The sequence below is a fragment of the Mesorhizobium loti R88b genome (assembly GCF_013170845.1).
GTDB lineage: Bacteria > Pseudomonadota > Alphaproteobacteria > Rhizobiales > Rhizobiaceae > Mesorhizobium > Mesorhizobium loti_B.
Window position 1 is genome coordinate 5,062,977 of the sequence record NZ_CP033367.1, and the last position, 16,066, is coordinate 5,079,042.

The following is a 16,066-nucleotide window of genomic DNA, read 5'->3' on the forward strand; positions in this document are numbered from 1 at the left end:
GGACACAAATGTGAACGAATGGTTAAGGGCGCTTGAAAAATCAGACGAATCAATGTCTTGCTGAAATTTAAGGTCGCGCTGAACTCGAAAGTTCATGTATTGGAAAGTTAAGGAACCATTAATCCCGTTTGACACCGCAAATTCTCGAGACCTAGGATCGAGATGACGGGGGATGCTGGGTATGGGGTACATCCTTGGCTCTGTCTCGTCGGGTTCAAACCTCCAAAGGGAGAAATTGACATGAAGAAGCTCATGACGATGACCCGGCAGTTCCGCGACGACGAAAACGGCGCTGCTATGGTCGAATATTCTATCCTCATCGGTATCATCACCGTTGCGGCTATTGCAGCCATCGGCGTTGTCGGTGGATACGTTTCTGGCAAGTGGACGACGCTGTCCACAACGCTGGTCCCGGCGGCATAACAAGCGACAACCGTAAGGTTCTGAAGAACCGAACCGGCGCAATCCACAAAGCTCACCAGGCCCTGGTCGTATGACTTGGGCCTGGTGCCAACAGAGGCAAATTCCGCACTTCAAGGCTTGGGATTATGCGTGCAAACACTGTCATTATGATCGTCCTCGCCGGCGTGTTCGGCGTGCTGGCCGTGGTGCTCGCCAACATCTGGCTGGCCAACCAGCGCGGCGCGATTGCGCAGACCAATGATTCTCAGCGCGATACGGTCGTCGTGGCTGCGGTGGCGCTGAAGTTCGGCGACACGCTGTCGGCCGACAAGTTGCGCGAAGTCGCATGGCCGGCGGGCGCTGTTCCAGCTGGCGCTTTCAAGACAACAGAAGAACTCCTGACCAAAGACCTTCCGGCGGGCGGGGGTACCAAACAGGCGTTGCAGACGATTGGTATCAATGAACCTGTCCTCGCGAGCAAGATCACCGGGCCTGGCCAACGCGCTACGCTTTCGGCGGTTCTGGGCGAAGGCATGAAGGCAGTGTCCATCCGCGTCAACGACGTGCTTGGCGTCGCTGGATTCGTCTTCCCCGGCGACCGGGTCGATGTGTTGCTGACGCGCACCGTTCGCAATTCTGATGGCGTGGACCAGAGTTTTGTCGACGTCCTGCTTCAGAGCATGAAGGTGCTCGCTGTCGACCAGGTTGCCGATGAAAGCAAGGACAGCCCGACCGTGGTGAAGTCCGTGACGGTGGAGGCCAGCACCAGGGACGCCCAGAAACTGACCCTCGCCGCCGGCGCCGGACAGTTGTCGCTGGCGCTTCGCCAAGCCGCCGCCAGCAAGGGCGAAACGACCGAACGCGTCACGCTTTCCGATCTGACCGGCGAAATGCCGGCTGACGCGGCCAAGAAGCAAGCCGAACTGGCCAGGCAGGCCGCCGCCGATACGGCAGCGGCTGCGGAACGTCAGAGCGCGGAAGACGCACGCAAGCGCGCGGATGACAAGATCGCGGGCCTGGCCCAGGCCGTGGACCGCGTGGGAAGCAAGCTCGACCAGTTGAGCAAGGTCAAGCCGCCGGCTCCTATCGTCGTATCGGCCCCGGCGCCGGAGGTGCACGAGGTCCCGAAAGAGGTGGTCAAATATGTGCAGCCGGAGCCGCCAGCGCTGGCGACGATCGGAGTCTTTCGGGGCGTGAAATTCGAATCCTATGAAGTGCCGCGACAAAAACAACAAGCGACAGTGAATTGAGGGCTGCCCACCACGGCAGCATTTGGGGAGACGGGAATGCAGGGGTTTTGGGTGAGGATGGCAGCGCTCGCGCTGTCCTGCTCCGCGACGCTACTAACGTGGAGTTTTGCGGCCAAAGCTGCAGACCGCTTCATTGATGTATCGAATCCCAGTGTCCATCGAATCTTCCTGCCGATGTCGCAGTCGGTGACGATCGCAGTGAACGCCACTCTTGGCGATATCGTCGTCGGCGACGAGAAGATCGCCGATGCCCAGCCCATGACCGACAAGACGCTCTATGTCATCGGCAAGGGCGCCGGCACCACCACGGTCAATCTGTTTTCCGCGGACAAGCATTCGCTCGGCGTCATCCAGATCGAGGTCGGCGTCGATGTCAGCGACATGGCGCAGGCGATCCGGCAGGTGGCGCCAAGGTCGCGCATTGAAATCGGCTCGGTCAACGGCAAGGTCAGGCTTGGCGGTCACGTCAAAGACGCCGCGACGATGCAATCTATCCTGGAGGTCGCGCAGCAGTATGGTCCAGACGCCATCATCAACGCCGTCACCGTCGACGACAGCCAGCAGGTCAATCTCGAAGTCCGCATACTGGAAGCCAAGCGCAATGCCGGCCGTGATCTCGGCGTATCGATCCAAAGCACCAACGGCAGCGGTACAACGAAAGTTGGAACAGGCGTTGCTGCTTCAAACACAGACGGAACCGGGATTGGGGCGGGCGACATCGTCGGCGGCCTGCTGTCGAAAAGCAATCCTTTCGCATCGCTGATCACCCGCGTCATCGACAGCAACATCAAGGTCGACCTGGTCATCGAAGCCCTTGAGAACAAGGGCGTGGTTCGCACATTGGCTGAACCAAATCTCACCACACTGTCCGGCGAACCGGCCAGCTTCAACGCCGGCGGCGAAGTGCCGGTACGCAGCGTCGACGCCAACGGCCAAGTCCAGGTCTTGTTCAAGCAATTCGGCGTCAATCTGCTGTTCACGCCGGTCGTGCTCGACGATGGCAAGATCCATATGAAGCTTGCACCGGAAGTGAGTGACCTCAATGGCTTCACCACCGCCGGCGACCCGATTTTCACCAACCGCAAGCTGGAAACCGTTGTCGAATTGCGCGATGGCCAGAGCTTCGCGGTCGGTGGCCTTCTGTCGAGCAAAACCACCAAGCTGCAGAACCAGGTGCCGTGGCTTGGCCAGGTGCCAATCGTCGGCGCGCTGTTTCGCAATTCGAGCAACCAGAAGGAAGAGACCGAGCTTGTGGTGATCGTCACGCCGCACATTGTGCGGCCGGTGAAGCCCGGCGAACAACTGGCGACCCCGTTCGACAAGACGCGACCCGCCAACGATCCGGAATTCTTCGTGCTCGGTCAGCTCGAGGTGAACAAGGACATGATCCGCAAATATGAAACGGGCGACGGCGTCACCGGCCCCTACGGCCACATGCTGAACTTCAAATCGAAGGACAAGATGCTCTATGTCAAGAAATAGCGCCTTGATCCTCATTCTTTGCAACGGCCTGCTGGCGGGCTGCGCCGCAGACTATCTGAACCACTATGATTCGATAACTTTGGCCGCCGGTGACACGCAGAAATACAATTCGCTGCTGCAGACGGTCGACCCTTTCAATCCTGCCTCGAAGAACACAAGGATCGGAGACGACGGCGTCCGCGCCGCCAATGTCGTTCAAAAATACAGAAGTCCGCCGCCTCCGCCGCCAACAACGAACATGACGGTCAATGTAACGCCATCCAGTCCGGTGAATTGAACAGAAGGATGCGGTTTCAGTGCGCCAGGCCAAACGAGGGAACCTGGCGTCAGGGGAGCAAAGAGTAAGGCCATGCTGCGGACCATTCGCGCGTTCTGGCACGATCAGAGGGGAATAGCGCTGATCCTCGTCAGCGTCACGCTGCCGGCGATCATCGGCTTTTCTTTGCTCGCGATCGACATGAGCCGGGTCAACAATCTGCACAATGATTTGCAGAAGGCGGCGGATGCCTTTGCATTGGCTGGAGCCGCCGAGCTTGATGGCTTGCCTGGCTCGTGGGCCAGAGCCGAACGCGCCATGGCGACACTTGTTACCAACCAGGCCACATTCTCGACCGTTGGCTCTACTGGCCGGTTCACTTTGACGTCCGGGCAACCGGGCGGCACCGCACAATGCAACAGCGCCGGCAACATTTCGTGGTGCTTCCTGAAGACCTTACCCGCGTCGGACGGAGCTCCGGTCACCAGCGCAAATTATGCCAATGCAACGCAATCCATCGGCGAAGATGAAACTGCATTCATCGAAGTGAAGGTGGCGCCGACCGGATTCGCCGCCATCTTCCCGGCGTCGTTTCTGACGGGCAATTCGGCCAGTAACAGCTTCAACGTTGCAGCCCAGGCGACTGCCGGGTTCACGTCGGGCGTCTGCGACTACACGCCCGTTTTCATGTGCAACCCGTATGAGGATACATCCCTCACCGGAGGAGTCACGCTGGAACAGGCGGCGCAAACCAGGCAGTACCGGCGCCGCCAGATCCTGCTGCGCGGAGACGGATCTTACTTTCCCGGGAACTTCGCTTTCCTGGCTTCGCCGTTTGGCAACGGCGCCAATCAGCTCGAAAAAATGCTCGCCGATTCCAAGCCGCAAAATTGCTATTCGCGCGACGGCGTCGACACCGAGCCGGGACAGAACGCCGGACCTGTTGAGAACGGTATCAACTCGCGCTTCGGCATCGATTCGTCAAACTACTCGGACGGACCCGCAGTCAATGTGCGCAAGGGCGCCAAGAACGGCAGCCAGTTCGTCAAGAGTAACAAGGTCGACTATGAAACAGACCCGACGAAGGGTGTCGGGCTCGAGCGCGATGCGTGCCAGATCGCCGGCAACTGCACCATGATGAGCGGCCGCATGGGCGACGGCAACTGGAATTTCGCGCGTTACTGGGCCGCCAATCATCCCACACGTGCCGTGCCAGCGGCTCTATCAGGAACCGGCGCGAATCTCCCTACCCGTTATGAGGTCTATCGATACGAGATCGACAACAATATCTTTCAAGATGCTGCAGTCGGTGGCGAAACGGGTATCCCGCCTGCGGGGGCAGGCACCCCGATCTCGATCCCAGACCGTCGGTTGCTTTACGGCGCAATCCTCGACTGCAATGCGCTCACGGCTGCGGGCACGAATTTCAGCGGCCGCCAGACGGGCATTCCGGTGAGGAGGTTCGGCAGCTTCTTCATCACCGAGCCGATCAAAGACGGTAAGAATATCTACGTCGAGTTGGTCGACATCACCGGCAAGGGCGGCAACGGTACGCTCGACAACTACCTGCGCGACGAAGCGCAGCTATACCGGTGACCGCGATGTTCAAGATACTGTCCCGATATTTCGATCGATTTCGACGCGACCAACGCGGCGCGGTGATTGTCGAGATGACACTGATCACGCCGCTGATGCTTGTCCTGTCTGCCGGTGTGTTCGAATTCGGCAATCTGATCCATGACAAGCTGCTGATGGAGGCCGGACTTACAGACGCCGCTCGCTATGCCGCGCGCTGCAACAGTCAGTTGTATACCGACTCCGGGCTGGCGGCGATCAACTGTACCGCCATTGCCGCGAACATTGCTGTGTTTGGCAACGCGGCCGGCACCGGTAGCGCACGCGTCAGCGGCTGGCAGACATCGAATGTCACCGTGACCACCAACAACTCCTGCCAGGACACCGTGGTGGGCGGCGTGACCCAATATCGCTCCACCACGGCACAAGTCTGCACCGTCCGCGCGTCGGGCACCTACCCATACGCCGGTGTTGGGATGCTGTCGTTCATCGGCATCAGTCCGATTACGCTGCAGGGCTCCCACGACGAGCGGTTGATCCGGTTCTGACCATGATCCAGCGTTTTGCAAAATCGGAAGACGGGGCGGCGATGGTGGAAATGACCATCGTGTCGACGCTGCTGTTCTCGCTTGTCCTGGGCTTCGTCGATTTCGGCTACGCCTTCTACCAATGGAACGCAGCCACCAAGGCGGTGCAGATCGGCGCCCGGCTGGCGTCGATATCGGATGCGGTGGCAACCAACCTCGCCACAGCGGGCCCGGTCTCGTCTCCCGGCGCTCCGATTGCTGCCGGCGCCTACGGTCCCTTCGTGTGCACCTACACCGCCGGCACGGGGGGCTGCAGCAACGGCGGCGGCTTCAGCGCCGCCAATTTCAGCCGCATCTTTCGTGGTGACACCGCAAACACCAATGACGATGTCTGCCCGGCGCTGGCGGCAAACCAGCGGCCGGGCATGTGTCACTTCTTCCCGGGCTTGCTGCGCAGCAACGTAGTCGTCACTTATTCAGCCACCGGCCTCGGCTATCAGACCCGGCTAAGCGGACCCGTACCGACAATCACCGTCAACCTGCAAAACGTGACCTTCCAGTTCTTCTTCCTCAAGGGACTGATGGGTTTTGCTGACATCAACATGCCCTCCATGCTGAGCACGGTCACGGGCGAAGACATCAAGAGCACCTGGCCATGAATGCCATCAACACCAAGGTTACGCCGACCAAGCGAAAGCAGGTGGCGCTGTTCTCGTCGGATCCGAATTTCAAGCGCGAGGTGGCGACGCGGCTCGATGCGCTGGCGATCTATGACGTCAGGGTTGCCGAGACGGGCGACTTTCTCAAAGGTCCGCCGGCGGACACGCGGCCGGGCATCGTCATCCTCGATCTCGGCAATGGCGAATTGCTCGGCCGGCCCGGCATCGTCGAGGCACGCGCTTTGTGGGCGACCGTGCCGCTGATCGCGGTTTCCGACGAGCTGACCTCCGAACAGACGCGCGTGCTGGTGCGCATGAACGCCTCGGACTGGCTGCACAAGCCGCTCGACGGCAAGGAGCTGCTCAACGCGGTGACCTTCCACGACACCGGCAACCAGGGAACGAAAAGTCGGATCATCACCTTCATCGGCGCCAGCGGCGGTGCGGGCGCCACGACGCTGGCGCTGTCGGCGGCCGAGCACCTGGCCTCGAAATCGACTGAACGCGCGGCTTCGACCTGTCTGGTCGATCTCGATTTCCAGAGTGCCAATTGCGGCGCCTACCTCAATCTGTTCAACCAGTTCGATCTGGCCGGAATTATCGGCCAACCCGAAAGGCTCGATGTCGAACTGATGGATGTCATCAAGCTTTCGCGCCCGTCCGGCCTCACCCTCTACGCATTCGAGCGGCCGCAGCTGCCCTTCGAGCCGCAAGGCAGCGATTTCGTCTACCGGCTTCTGGACCTTGTCGCCTACCGCTTCGACGACATCGTCATCGACCTGCCCAATATCGAAACGCCCTGGCACAATTCCGTGCTTTCGACGAGCGACGAGATCTTCATCGTGTTCGAGCTCAACGTCGCGTCGCTGCGGCAAGGCAAGCGGCTTTACACCAAGATCCGCGAACTGCGCGGCAATGCGATCAGCATCACGCTCGTCGCCAACAAGCACAAGCGCAAGTGGTTCGGGAACCATTTTTCGCGCAGCGAGCTCGAGAAGATCTTCAAGGCACCGCACATCAAGTCGGTCGCGCTGGACAATGCGCTCCTCTCCGATTCCCTGAACCGTGCGATCCTGCCTTCGGAAGTGGATGGGCGGGCACGCTTCAACAAGGATCTGAAGAAGATGTTCAAAGAGCGGCTCGATGACGCTGCCCGATAGACATCGGATCGTCCTGAGCCTGGCCGGCTGTATCGCCGGCCTGGTGCTTTCGATATCGGCTCAGGATTTCGCCCGGGCCGGATCCGGAATCGCTGGACGCCCGCCGCTGCCAGCCATGGGTCCAAGCCTGCGCAAGACGGTCTCCTTTGAAACCAGTGAGCAGCCGGGAACCATCATTATCCGCAAGAGCGAAAAGGCGCTTTACCTGGTGACCCGCCAGGGCCAGGCGCTTCGCTACCAGATCAGCGTCGGGCGTGACGGATTTGGCTGGACCGGGGTCGTCAAGGTCGGGGCGAAGACGGAATGGCCGCAGTGGCGCCCGCCCAAGGAAATGCGCGTTCGCCAGCCGGAACTGCCGGAGTTGGTGCCCTCAGGGCCCTACAATCCGCTGGGCGCTAGGGCACTCTATCTATCCCGGGACGGACGCGACACGCTCTATCGCATCCACGGCACCAATGATCCTTCAGGCGTCGGGTTCGACGGCACATCCGGTTGCTTTCGTCTTACCAACACGGATGTGATCGATCTTTTCAAGCGCGTGCCGATAGGCACCAAGGTGGTGGTCCAATGACGACGATCAGCGACCCGCACATGCCGACGATAGCCGGGCAGCTTGAACCGCAACTGCTCGATGGCGGCAGAAGCAGAACCCGACTGGCTATCGCGGTCTCTATCGGACTGACCTTGTTTGCGGTGCTCAACGCCACGGCCGCCATATATCTCTACCGGGGCATCAACGACCTGCGCGTCGTGGAGGGACGTCTTGAGGAGCTCGGCACGTTCGAGCAGCGGATCGGGGCCCGGCTCGACACGGTCAACAACGGCTTCCAGAGCCGCTTCGAAAAGCTGGACAGCCAGTTGCAGGGCAGTTTCACAGAAATCAATGGCAATATAGCCCGGCTTGAACAGGGCCTTCCATCCACCGATGGTGCCGGCACGTCGAGTGTGTCGGAACCTCTCGTTGCAACAAATAACGTCGCGGAAGCGTCTTCCAGTAGCGAAGTCGCGGCGGAACCCATGATTGCCGATACGCCGCGGCTGCCCAAGAGGAGGGTCGCCACCGCGCCCCCTGCCCCGAATCCGGGCTATCAGCGAACGGAAACGCCGGACGGCAAAGTCTATTATCGCAAGATCAATTAGAAACGGCCTGCCGCGCCGGGACTAAAGATCCCGCTGCAAGGCGATAAGGCGCACGGCCAGTGCTTCTCCGCGCTGTCGGGTTTCGCGAAGGAACGCGACATGACAGTAGGCGCAGGCTGCAAAGCCCAGCACCAGCACCAGGCTGTTCTGCCAGGTGAAATCGGCCATCAGCGAGAACGGGAAACCGCTGGGTGCCGCGAAGCTGGCAATCGTGCTCGCCGTTTCCGAATGGCTGCTGGCGACTATCATCAGTCCAGCGAAAAGCAGCGCCAGATGATTGGCCAGGAAGTAGGTGGCTGACCTTCTGACTCGGCAAGCACTCCAGCAGGCGGTCGCAGCGACAATCAGGATGACGGCATCCAGAACCATCGAACCGCCCAGATAGAGGTCGACCTGCTGCCAAAACATCGTCGACAAGGGGCGCAGTTCAAGCCAGATCCACCACATGGCAGGGCTGGCGGGATAGGTACCGAGCAGGAACGTCGCTGTTCGCTCGCCTGCCAGAATCATCAGGATGAATGCGGGAAAAGCGAAGAGTAATATCGACTTGCGCTTCATGTTGCCCTCGACAATCTGGCATCAGGATAGATTGCAGAGGTTGCGCGAGGCTTAACGGAAGGGCGTTGCTGCCGCTCTCGCGCCAGGTTCAACTTCAACAAATAGCCAAATTCCCGCGACGGCCCTTTCAGGGCTACCAGTTTGACAGGCAGATCGTCCGCTCTTCATACGGTTGTGCTTGCGGTGAGCGATTGCGCTTTTTGCCTTCTGCACCCTGGTGGCGTCTGGATACAACCGCAGCGGGCCGCTGTGCTGTGCCATTTTTGCTACATTTCACAACCTTATGGCCGGGATTCCTCATTTAGGTATGTCTAATTTAATAATCGCTCACATATTTCGTGAATTTGTTGGATACTGCCTGACGGCAAGCTCAGGCTTGGTTGTAGCGCTGTGGGAAAAGGCGCAGGGGAAACGTTGGGGCGGGTTAGATGAATACAACGAGAAAGTCGGCCCTTGGCAAGCGCCTTGGCCTTTTGATGGCGGCCACGATGCTGAGCTGTGCGAGCGCTCATTCGCTCACGCTCCAGGAGGCCGTGGCGGTAGCCGTCGAGTCCAATCCCGAGATCGGCCAAGCCATCGAGAATCGCGAAGCGATCGAGTTCGAATTGCGCCAGGCGAAAGGGCTTTATCTCCCCAGTGTCGACGTGGAAGCGTCCGCGGGGGCTCGCCGCCTCGATAATTCGACCCGCCGCGCGCTTTCCCTCGACGATGACAACCTTTATCCGGCCGAGGCCGATCTCACGGTTTCACAGACAGTCTATGACAGCGGCGCAAGGCGGGCTGAGCTCGATCGTCAAGCCTCGCGAGTCGATGGCGCTTCGTTCCGAGTGCTGGAGCGTTCGGAGTTTATCGGGCTCTCGGTTGTCCAGGACTACCTCGAATACATGCTGCAGGCTTCGATTGTTGCGGAGGCGAAGAAAAACCTGGGCTTCCATCAAGCCATTCTTCACGACATCCAGGAAGGCATTGCGGGCGGCGGGTTGAATGAAGCCGACCGGCAGCAAGCCGAGGAAAGGCTGTTTGCAGCCAAGGCCCGCATGCAGGAAGCTTCGGAGGAACTGGAAGCGTCGAGGATACGGTTTTTCAAGACCGTGGGGAAGCCGCTGACAAACGCGTCAAGGCCGGGCGATGTTGCAGCCGCACTGCCAAGGTCGCTGGATGACGCGCTGGGGCTGGCGCGCGTGAACAACCCCCGCGTCCATATGGCCAACAGCGATATTGACGCCGCAGCCTCGCTGGTGGACGCAGCTCGGGCAAAATACGGCCCCTCGATCGTCGCTGAAGGCACCGCCAGAGCCGGGTACGACATTGATGGAGACAATGGAGATACATCCGACCTGCAGGCGCGCCTTGTTTTGCGCTGGAATCTCTACCGGGGTGGCATAGACAAGGCCAACGAGCAGGAGCAGATCCGTCGTACCAGTGAACAGCGGCTTGCCCTGCACCAGGTCGAGCGCGAGATCGAAGAAGCCGTTCGCACCTCCTGGGATCGCCGCTTCCGGCAAGCCGATCTGGCAAAGACGTTGAAGCTGCAAGCCGCCGCCAATGAGAAGCTGGTCGCGTCGTATCGCGAGCAGTTCAAGGTCGGACAGCGCTCGCTGCTCGACGTTCTTGATGCGCAAAATACGCGGTTCAACACCGCAACGCTGGCGGACACTGCATCCTATGCCTCTCTCTTTGCCGAGTATCGGCTCCTGGCCGCAACCGGACAGTTGCTGAAGACGATGGACATCCATCCGCCAAAGCAGGCCACGGCCTATGCACGGACAGAGTTCGCGGCACCGGAAACGGCTGACACGGAAACCTACGCGCGGACGCCGTCGGAACAGAAGAACGACCTGCCGTTCGATATCCTGGCACCGGTCAGGAAAAAGTAGGCGGAGGCAAGGATCGATCGAAAGTCCGTATGGGCGGATCGTGAACCAGCAACCCAACATCCTCTCCCCGAAGGAGGCGTTCAAGGCCTGCTTCTCTGCCGTTGCCGGCTATCTCGGCAGGCCGAGCGCGCAAACGGTGCTGTTCGCAGGCGTGCCGCTGTCGGACACGCGTATCGACATCGATGCCATCCGGCATATCGCCGAGCGCATCGGCCTTGAAATCACCGAGTTCAACCATCGCGATTTTCTTCGGGGACGCATCGACCTCCCCGCTATCGTGTTTCGCGCCAGCCAATTGCCGGTTGCCCTGCTGGCCGAAACCGAGGACGGCGCATTCACCACTGCTCCCCAGGAAGACGGCCGTGTAACCATCACGCGATCCGAGCTAGCCACCAGCTACATCAGCGGCGGCGTTTCCTTCTCGATAACCTATGCCAACGCTGCCGAAGGGATGAACGTGGGTTCGGCGCCGAAGATCGAGCGGCGACATTGGCTGACGGGAACGATGGCCCCGTTCTGGCGTACCTATTCGAAGGTTATCCTGTCGGCAATCTTCATCAACATTCTGGCCATCGCCTCGCCGATCTTCACCATGAACGTCTACGACAGGATCTTGCCGAACAAGGCAATATCGACGCTGTGGGTGCTGTCGATCGGCATCGGCGCGGTCATCCTGTTCGACCTGCTTTTGAAGACCGCCAGGGCGTCCCTCATCGACTATGCCGGGCGCAAGGCCGATCTGCGCATTTCCTATTTGCTGTTCGAGAAAGTGCTGAACTCGTCCCTGTCGGCACGGCCCGGCTCAACTGGAGAATACGCTAATCGGGTGACGCAATACGAATTCGTACGCGAGTTCTTCACGTCGAATACGATCAGCGTGTTCATCGACACCGCGTTCATCTTCATCTTCCTTCTCGTCATCTACGCCATAGGCGGCTGGCTGGTCATCATACCGGCCATTGCCTTTGTGGCGTCCGTGATCGTCGGCCTGGTCACGCAACAGCGCATCGGCAAACGTGTCGCTGCCTCCATGAACGAGGCTTCGCAGCGCCAGGCTCTGCTGGTCGAATCCATTTCCACCCTGGAGACCATCAAGTCGCTGCGTGCGGAGGCGTATCTTCTCAGAAAATGGGGAGAGCATTCCAAGAATGCAGCCAACACGTCCGAGAAGATCAAGCAGCTTTCCGCTGCCGCCGGCAACATAACGCAGGCCATCCAGCAGATGGTCACCGTCGCCCTGATCGTGGCCGGCGCTTATGCCTTTTCGGAAGGGCATGTTTCGACAGGAGCAATCATAGGAACGGTCATGCTGGCGAGCAGGGCTGTGGCTCCGCTTGGCCAGATCGCCATCACGCTGTCCAGACTTCGCCAGGCCTTGCTTTCGTTGCGAATGGTGAACTCGATCATGGCTCAACCCGAAGACCGACCGGACACGGTGGGTTTCGTCAACCGCCCCATTCGCAACGGCGCGATGGTGTTCAGGAATGTCGGCTTTGTCTATCCGGGCTCCGAGAACGAGGTCCTGACCGGTCTGAATTTCTCGGTCAAGCCAGGTGAGCGGATCGGCATCATCGGCCGCATAGGCTCGGGAAAGACAACCATGGGCCGGCTGATCGGCAGGCTCTTCCTGCCGACATCAGGCGAATTGTTGCTGGACGGGATCGACATCCGCCAGTACCACCCATCGGAGGTTCGCGCCGCCGTCGGGATCGTCGCGCAAGCCAATGATCTGTTTTCGGGCACCATCAAGGAAAACCTCCTGATGGCATGTCCCGAAGCGACGGATGAGCAGATTGTCGACGCGGCCAAGGCTGCCGGCGTCGATGATTTCGTCTCCCGTCATCCGCGCGGCTACGACATGAATGTCGGCGAGCGCGGCACCAATCTCTCCGGCGGCCAGAGGCAGACGATGGCAATTGCCCGGCTGCTGTTGACCAAACCGAAAATCGTCTTCCTGGACGAGCCGTCCGGCTCGATGGATCTGGCTTCCGAGCGCCAGCTGATCAAGCAGCTCAAAGTGGCTTTCGATCGCGACACGACGCTGATCGTTTCAACGCACCGCTTCAGCATGCTCGAACTGGCCGACCGCCTCATTGTCATCGAACAGGGCAAGATCGTCGCCGATGGACCAAAGGACCAAGTGATACAGGCGCTGCAGAAAACAAGCGCCTGAGAGAAAAGACTTATTGAACATATTCAACACGTTGAGGCGTGGGAAATGCTTACCAGGGAAGACCGGCCACCGCTTTTTGCATCGGCGTCGATATTCATCATCGGAGCGCTGTTTGCGAGTTCCGTAGCCTGGGCGTCCTTTGCCGAGGTCGATGAAATCGCACGCGGCGACGGCAAGATCATACCCGTCTCGAAGACTCAGATCATCCAGGCCAGCGAGCCGGGCGTCGTTCAGGAAATTGCCGTGACGATAGGGCAGATCGTCAAGAAGAACGACCTCATTATCCGCCTCGACAATACGTTCAACACCTCCAGTCTTGGCGAGCAGCAGGCCAAGGCGCGGGCTCTGCAGACGCGCATTGCCCGGCTCAAATTCGAACAGGCCGGCAGTCTCGAAGGCTCATTTCCATGTCCGTCCGAAATCCAGAAGGTCGCCCCGGAGATCTGCGACAACGAGCAGAAGCTGCTCGGCGCACGCCGCGACAACTTCCAAGTCAAGCTGTCGGTTCTCAAGTCGCGCCTCGATCAGCGCGAGAAGGAACTGGACGAAGCGACCGCCAATGCCGATCGCCTGACGAAGAATCTGGCCGTCAGTGACCAAGAGTCAAAGCTGGTTGAGGCGATGGTCAAGAAAGGCCTGATGGCGCGAACCGAGCAGCTCCGCGTCGAGCGCGAGCAGACCGAGCTCAACGGTCAGCTGACGCTCGCTGGGGAAACCATCAAGAAAGCCAAGTCGGCCATCACGGAGGCTCAGCTTCAGGTCGACGAACTCGGCCTACAGTTGCAACAGGAGGCGCTCAGCGATCTGACGCAGGCGCTGGCCGACCTCTCGGTGGTGGACGAGACGATACGCGGTGCCACTGACAAGGTGGCGCGCACCGACATCCGTTCGCCCGTGGACGGCATCGTCAACACGCTTGATGTGAACACGCTCGGCGCCTTCGTCCAGCCAGGCGCGGTCGTCGCCGGCATCGTACCGACCTCCGAGACACTGCTGGTCGAAGCACGGGTTTCGCCGCGAGACGTCGCCTTCATCCGGCCGGGCCAGGACGCGCTGATCAAGATAACCGCCTACGATTTCTCGATCTTCGGCGGCATTGAAGGCAAGGTCGCCAACATCACGGCCGACAGCCTGGTCGATCAGAAGACGGGGGAGCCTTATTATCAGGTGCGCGTGTCGACGGATAAGTCGACCCTGGAAAGAGACGGCAAGGCCTACTCGATCATTCCCGGCATGATCTGCTCGGTCGACATCAAGACCGGCCGCAAGACAATTCTGACCTACCTCTTGAAGCCGATCAACAAGGCACGCGAGGAGGCTATGAGTGAGCGATAGCGCCACCTCTCATCCTCCTGTTGCCGATCGGTTGCTGGTGCCGATGACGCCAGAGGAACTCGGGCTGGAGTTTCGGGTTGTCGTGCGCGGCGGCATACGCCGCGGCATCCGCCTGGAGCGGGCTTTCTGGATATCGCTGAAGCAAATGGCGGAAAGCCGCAAGTGTACCATCGGCATGCTTGTCGACGAGATCGCCGAGAGCCAGCACCAGACCGGCAATCTGACATCCGCTATCAGGGTTGCCTGCATACGCGGGTTGGGGGAGGAAAATCTGACACTGAAAAGGCTTGCATCGATAAGGACGATCAACGCGATATTGGTCGCCTGCCCCTCGCCAGCCTTCGCCCTTTCATCGTCGAAAAAAATCTTGACCTTCAATGCGCCGTTCCAACAATTGGTAAGGCGCCAATTGCCGACCGGCCCGAACGACGACGCGCGGCAAGACCTCAGGCTGGCCCTCGATCTCAATGTCGCCGACATTTTTGCGCGCCTCAATGCCAATAGCGAAACACCGGTCCCCAGCGGGTTCGTCATTGGCGCCGGTGAGCGCCGCTATCGGGGCCAGTTGAATGCGGTGCGAGCACCGCTGGTCGAACAGGACCTGCTGATGGCGTTCGTCAGCGGCTAATGCATGTCTTGGAGGCAGAAGCCTACTGCAACCCTTCGCCGGGCGCCACGGTTGAAAGACCGCCCTTGATCTCCGCAACCTGCGCATTGCCGGATCTCGAGCCATGGATCCAGGCCCGGTCCGTGCTGAAAGAATACAGCGGAACATAATCCGGCAGATCGCTGTCGCGCAAAACAGTGTTGTCGAGGCTGTCGAGAATGAACGTGCCGCTGCCCGTACTTACCGACAGCACAGCATGGAAAAACCCGCGCTTGCGATCCTGGAGAACGACGAGCGCCATGCTCTGCGCCGGGATGCCGGCCCTGAGCAGCGCCGTCATCTTCAGGATGACGAAATCCTCACAGTCGCCGGCGCGTTTCTCGAGCACTTCCCCGGGCTTTGCCCAATAGTCGAGCTTGCCGTAGACGACGCTGTCACTCCTGTAGGCGATCATGTGATTGATGGCGCTGTTGACGAAAGACAGCTTCTCGCTGAACCCCTTCCCCTGGGCCGTCGCGACCAGCCGGGCAAAAGCAGCGCTCTTTCGTTCGCAGGCACTGTTTGCCGTGCAGCCGACAATCGCCTGGTAGACAGGCGCCCAGCGCGCCGAAACCGGAAAGTTGTGCATGGACAATGCGACAGACCCGAACACGCCGGGGATGATGGCCGCGGTCTGGATAGGATCAATTCCGGCGTCAGCCGGCGCTGGCGCCGCTTCGGCTTGGGCTCCAGCAGTGGCGTAGCCGGCGGAAATCATACCGACCTGGTATCCCGTCGCAGGCTTCCAGGATTGAGGCCTTTCCAGGGAAACGCCACCCAGAAAAGGCGGCATCTGGACCCGCTCGACAAGCCCGCCGGTTGAAGCAACATCCTTGGAAAGGGTGCTCGCGAACGACAGCTGCGGCAGGGTTGCAAGGCCGATTGCCAGCAAGAGCACTTTGAGCCCGGTTATACCCGGTGCATTTTTTTCTTTTTTCATAACGCCCACCTTCGACTGTGGACGCTACCAATCTTGTCTCAAATTATCGGAAAGGAAGGTGGATAACTGGAACGAAATCTACGTCA

16 protein-coding genes are annotated in these 16,066 nt (G+C 59.8%); 14 read left to right on the forward strand and 2 right to left on the reverse strand.

Annotated features, from left to right (window positions below; genetic code table 11):
* The first annotated feature begins 240 nt into the window (after positions 1 to 240).
* The 10 genes from EB235_RS24865 to EB235_RS24910 all read left to right on the forward strand — a co-directional run bounded on the left by EB235_RS24865 (position 241) and on the right by EB235_RS24910 (position 8,451).
* Positions 241 to 423 (forward strand): Flp family type IVb pilin, encoded by a 183-nt coding sequence (locus EB235_RS24865; RefSeq protein ID WP_027028448.1) that lies wholly within the window; start codon positions 241 to 243, stop codon positions 421 to 423.
* Positions 424 to 548: 125 nt separating this feature from the next.
* Positions 549 to 1,652 carry a Flp pilus assembly protein CpaB gene (gene cpaB, locus EB235_RS24870; RefSeq protein WP_027028447.1) on the forward strand — a complete coding sequence of 368 codons (1,104 nt, stop codon included), beginning with the start codon at positions 549 to 551 and terminating at the stop codon, positions 1,650 to 1,652.
* A gap of 36 nt (positions 1,653 to 1,688) precedes the next feature.
* Positions 1,689 to 3,134, forward strand: coding sequence for a type II and III secretion system protein family protein (locus tag EB235_RS24875; RefSeq protein WP_027028446.1), 1,446 nt, complete (start codon positions 1,689 to 1,691; stop codon positions 3,132 to 3,134).
* A gap of 4 nt (positions 3,135 to 3,138) precedes the next feature.
* Complete coding sequence (locus tag EB235_RS24880; RefSeq protein ID WP_245268721.1) at positions 3,139 to 3,411, forward strand: hypothetical protein; 273 nt, start codon at positions 3,139 to 3,141, stop codon at positions 3,409 to 3,411.
* A gap of 72 nt (positions 3,412 to 3,483) precedes the next feature.
* Positions 3,484 to 4,986, forward strand: coding sequence for a TadE/TadG family type IV pilus assembly protein (locus EB235_RS24885; protein ID WP_027028444.1), 1,503 nt, complete (start codon positions 3,484 to 3,486; stop codon positions 4,984 to 4,986).
* 5 nt (positions 4,987 to 4,991) lie between these two features.
* Positions 4,992 to 5,513: a TadE/TadG family type IV pilus assembly protein gene (locus EB235_RS24890; RefSeq protein WP_245268719.1), complete on the forward strand. Its 522-nt coding sequence runs from the start codon at positions 4,992 to 4,994 to the stop codon at positions 5,511 to 5,513.
* 2 nt (positions 5,514 to 5,515) lie between these two features.
* Positions 5,516 to 6,151, forward strand: a complete 636-nt coding sequence (locus tag EB235_RS24895; RefSeq protein ID WP_027028442.1) for a TadE/TadG family type IV pilus assembly protein — start codon at positions 5,516 to 5,518, stop codon at positions 6,149 to 6,151.
* Positions 6,148 to 7,311 (forward strand): AAA family ATPase, encoded by a 1,164-nt coding sequence (locus EB235_RS24900; RefSeq protein ID WP_027028441.1) that lies wholly within the window; start codon positions 6,148 to 6,150, stop codon positions 7,309 to 7,311. The genes EB235_RS24895 and EB235_RS24900 overlap by 4 nt, the downstream gene beginning before the upstream one ends.
* On the forward strand, positions 7,295 to 7,882 hold the full coding sequence (locus tag EB235_RS24905) for a L,D-transpeptidase (protein WP_027028440.1): 588 nt from the start codon (positions 7,295 to 7,297) through the stop codon (positions 7,880 to 7,882). The genes EB235_RS24900 and EB235_RS24905 overlap by 17 nt, the downstream gene beginning before the upstream one ends.
* The gene (locus tag EB235_RS24910; protein ID WP_027028439.1) at positions 7,879 to 8,451 is read left to right on the forward strand and encodes a hypothetical protein; all 573 of its coding nucleotides are present in this window, start codon (positions 7,879 to 7,881) and stop codon (positions 8,449 to 8,451) included. The genes EB235_RS24905 and EB235_RS24910 overlap by 4 nt, the downstream gene beginning before the upstream one ends.
* Positions 8,452 to 8,472: 21 nt before the next feature.
* Here the strand turns inward: EB235_RS24910 and EB235_RS24915 are convergent, their stop codons facing one another.
* A complete protein-coding gene (locus EB235_RS24915; RefSeq protein ID WP_027028438.1) occupies positions 8,473 to 9,009 on the reverse strand; it encodes a hypothetical protein in 537 nt (178 codons plus the stop codon).
* Between the two features lie 428 nt (positions 9,010 to 9,437).
* On the opposite strand from EB235_RS24915, the gene EB235_RS24920 reads away from it, so the two are divergent.
* Genes EB235_RS24920 through EB235_RS24935 form a run of 4 tightly spaced genes read left to right on the forward strand, consistent with a single transcriptional unit; the run spans position 9,438 to position 15,022 of the window.
* Positions 9,438 to 10,886, forward strand: a complete 1,449-nt coding sequence (locus EB235_RS24920) for a TolC family protein (RefSeq protein WP_027028437.1) — start codon at positions 9,438 to 9,440, stop codon at positions 10,884 to 10,886.
* Between the two features lie 40 nt (positions 10,887 to 10,926).
* On the forward strand, positions 10,927 to 13,059 hold the full coding sequence (locus EB235_RS24925; protein WP_027028436.1) for a type I secretion system permease/ATPase: 2,133 nt from the start codon (positions 10,927 to 10,929) through the stop codon (positions 13,057 to 13,059).
* 45 nt (positions 13,060 to 13,104) lie between these two features.
* Positions 13,105 to 14,394 (forward strand): HlyD family type I secretion periplasmic adaptor subunit, encoded by a 1,290-nt coding sequence (locus tag EB235_RS24930; RefSeq protein ID WP_027028435.1) that lies wholly within the window; start codon positions 13,105 to 13,107, stop codon positions 14,392 to 14,394.
* Positions 14,384 to 15,022, forward strand: coding sequence for a ribbon-helix-helix domain-containing protein (locus EB235_RS24935; protein WP_027028434.1), 639 nt, complete (start codon positions 14,384 to 14,386; stop codon positions 15,020 to 15,022). The genes EB235_RS24930 and EB235_RS24935 overlap by 11 nt, the downstream gene beginning before the upstream one ends.
* 22 nt (positions 15,023 to 15,044) lie before the next feature.
* On the opposite strand, the gene EB235_RS24940 is transcribed toward EB235_RS24935, so the two are convergent.
* Positions 15,045 to 15,980: a transglutaminase-like cysteine peptidase gene (locus EB235_RS24940; protein ID WP_027028433.1), complete on the reverse strand. Its 936-nt coding sequence runs from the start codon at positions 15,978 to 15,980 to the stop codon at positions 15,045 to 15,047.
* Positions 15,981 to 16,066 lie beyond the last annotated feature (86 nt).